Genomic DNA, 2,245 nt, shown 5'->3' on the forward strand with positions numbered 1-2,245 from the left:
GGGTGACGGCCGCCTGGGCGGCCGGAGGGGTGGAGGAAGGCTGATGGCGGACCGGATCGAACTGAGGGGCCTGCGGGTCCGTGGCAACCACGGTGTCTTCGAGCACGAGAGACGCGACGGCCAGGACTTCCTCGTGGACCTGGTCCTGTGGACCGACTTCACCGCGGCCGCGGCGTCCGATGACCTCGCCGACACGGTCGACTACGGTGCGCTGGCGCTCTTCGCCCGCGACGTGGTGTCCGGGGCCCCCCGCGACCTGATCGAGACGGTGGCCTCGCAGATCGCCGACGGGATCATGGACCTGGCCCCGCAGGCACACGCGGTCGAGGTGACGCTGCACAAGCCGCAGGCCCCCATCCCGGCCGAGTTCGCGGACGTCGCGGTGGTGGCCCGACGCTCGCGTGTCCACGTCGACGGCCCGGGTGTGGACCGGTGACCTGTCGGGCCGTGCTGTCGATCGGCGGAAACCAGGGGGATTCTCTCGACCTGCTCCGTGGGGCGGTGGCCGCCGCCGCCCGGGAGGGCATCCTTCGTCGCGTCTCCTCCGTCTACGCGACCCCACCGTGGGGCGGGGTGGAGCAGGACGACTTCCTCAACGCGGTCCTCGTCGTCGACCACCCCGGGTCCCCCCGCGACGTGCTCGACTGGGGCTTCGCCCGGGAGCGCGCCGCCGGCCGCACACGCGAGGTCCGTTGGGGGCCGAGGTCCCTCGATGTGGACGTGGTGTCGGCGGAGGTCGACGGGACGCCGGTGCACTCCCGGGACGAGTCCCTGACCCTGCCCCACCCGCGCGCCGCCGAGCGCGCGTTCGTCCTGGTCCCGTGGTCGGAGGTCGAGCCCGGGGCCCGGCTCGACGGCCTCGCTCTCACCGACCACCTCGACGCCCTGGACCCCGCCGAGGTCGCCGCGGTCCGCCGGACGCACGACCGGCTGGCCCCCGAAGGGTGGAGCCGCTGACATGACTCGCATCGCGGTGTCCACCCTCGTCCTGGTCGCACTCGTCGCCGGTGTGGCCGCCTACTTCCTGACCGGTTCGCTGCTCGGGTCGCTGCCGCCCCTCGGGTGGGGATGGGTCACGCTCCCGGTGGTGGCGTTGATCGACGTGCTGCTTGCGCTCCGGATCCGGTCCGCGATCTCCGACGGCGGGGTCGGTCAGGACCGCAGTCAGATGCACCCGTTGACGATCGCGCGGTGCGCAGCCCTCGGGCAGGCGTCGGCCGTGCTGGGGGCCGCGGCCGGAGGTCTGGGCGTCGGACTCGTCCTCTACTTCGCACCGAGGTTGGGTGAGCTGGCGGCGGCCAGCGCCGAGCTGCCGTCGTCCGTGGCGGTGCTGGTGTCCGGGGCGCTGCTCGTGGGGGCAGGTCTGTTCCTCGAGTCGTCGTGCGAGACCCCGCCCTCCGACGATGACGTGGGGGGACTGGCCCAGTCGACCTGAGCGGATCGAGCGGTCAGCAGACGGCGGGCATCTGGAGGAACACGCGCTGGTTACCCGTGTGACTAGTGGTTCTCTGCGTATCATGCGGGGCATGAGTTCCGACGGCGCGATCGACAAGCCCCGATCCGTCCGCCCCGTCCGCGGCGACGACCGCGGCCTGGCGGGGATCGCTCTCGGGGCGCTCCTGGTGCTGGCACTCATCGCGACCGTGGTGATGGTCTTCTCCGACAATCCGGTGTGGATGCGGATCGGCACCCTCTCGGCACTCTGGGCGGCGTTCATCGGGGCGTTCCTCGTGGCCCGCTACCGGCGGCAGGCGGCGGCCGAGGCGGCCCGGGTCCGCGACCTGCACACCGTGTACGAACTGCAGCTCGAACGCGAGATCTCCGCCCGCCGCGAGCACGAGCTCGTGGTGGAGAAGGACCTGCGCGACTCCGTGCGTGCGGAGACCACCGACTCCATCCACGCGCTCCGCCACGAGATCGCCGCGTTGCGGGAGCAGCTCGGGCAGATGGGCGTCACCCTGACCGACGAGCGTCTCGCCGTGGGTGGTGACACCACAGCAGGGGAGCTCGGCGCCGGGTCGTCACTGCCATCGGTGCCGTCCGAGCGCGTCGAACCACGTCGTCGAGCACCGGAATCGACCCTGACACCCCCGTTCGGGACCTCTCCGTCGGGTCGCGCCTCGACCACTCCCGCCTCGACCACTCCCGCCTCGAGCAGCCCCGCGTCGTCCGGCAAGGCCGGTTCGACCCCGCCCGCCTCGTCGAGCCCCTCCGGCCCGGTGCGCCCCCGGCCGTCGACGCCCGA

Annotated in this window: 4 protein-coding genes; all 4 read left to right on the forward strand. The window is 72.7% G+C overall.

From position 1 onward, the window contains the following. Positions 1-43 precede the first annotated feature (43 nt). Positions 44-436 carry a dihydroneopterin aldolase gene (gene folB / locus G6021_RS10880; protein ID WP_179524474.1) on the forward strand — a complete coding sequence of 131 codons (393 nt, stop codon included), beginning with the start codon at positions 44-46 and terminating at the stop codon, positions 434-436. Beyond that, positions 433-957: a 2-amino-4-hydroxy-6-hydroxymethyldihydropteridine diphosphokinase gene (gene folK, locus G6021_RS10885; protein ID WP_182610840.1), complete on the forward strand. Its 525-nt coding sequence runs from the start codon at positions 433-435 to the stop codon at positions 955-957. The genes folB and folK overlap by 4 nt, the downstream gene beginning before the upstream one ends. A 1-nt stretch (position 958) precedes the next feature. Beyond that, a complete protein-coding gene (locus G6021_RS10890) occupies positions 959-1,435 on the forward strand; it encodes a DUF3180 domain-containing protein (RefSeq protein ID WP_179524476.1) in 477 nt (158 codons plus the stop codon). A gap of 91 nt (positions 1,436-1,526) precedes the next feature. Further along, positions 1,527-2,245, forward strand: a 719-nt coding sequence (locus G6021_RS10895) for a DUF6779 domain-containing protein (protein ID WP_241736521.1), incomplete at its 3' end; no start/stop codon positions are given.

This window comes from Dietzia sp. CW19 (assembly GCF_014145265.1).
GTDB classification, from domain to species: Bacteria; Actinomycetota; Actinomycetes; order Mycobacteriales; family Mycobacteriaceae; genus Dietzia; species Dietzia natronolimnaea.

Excerpts from the sequence above, each read along its gene's own strand:
- folB (WP_179524474.1), top strand. The coding sequence starts at position 44 with ATGGCGGACCGGATCGAACTGAGGGGCCTGCGGGTCCGTGGCAACCAC.
- G6021_RS10890 (WP_179524476.1), top strand. The coding sequence starts at position 959 with ATGACTCGCATCGCGGTGTCCACCCTCGTCCTGGTCGCACTCGTCGCC.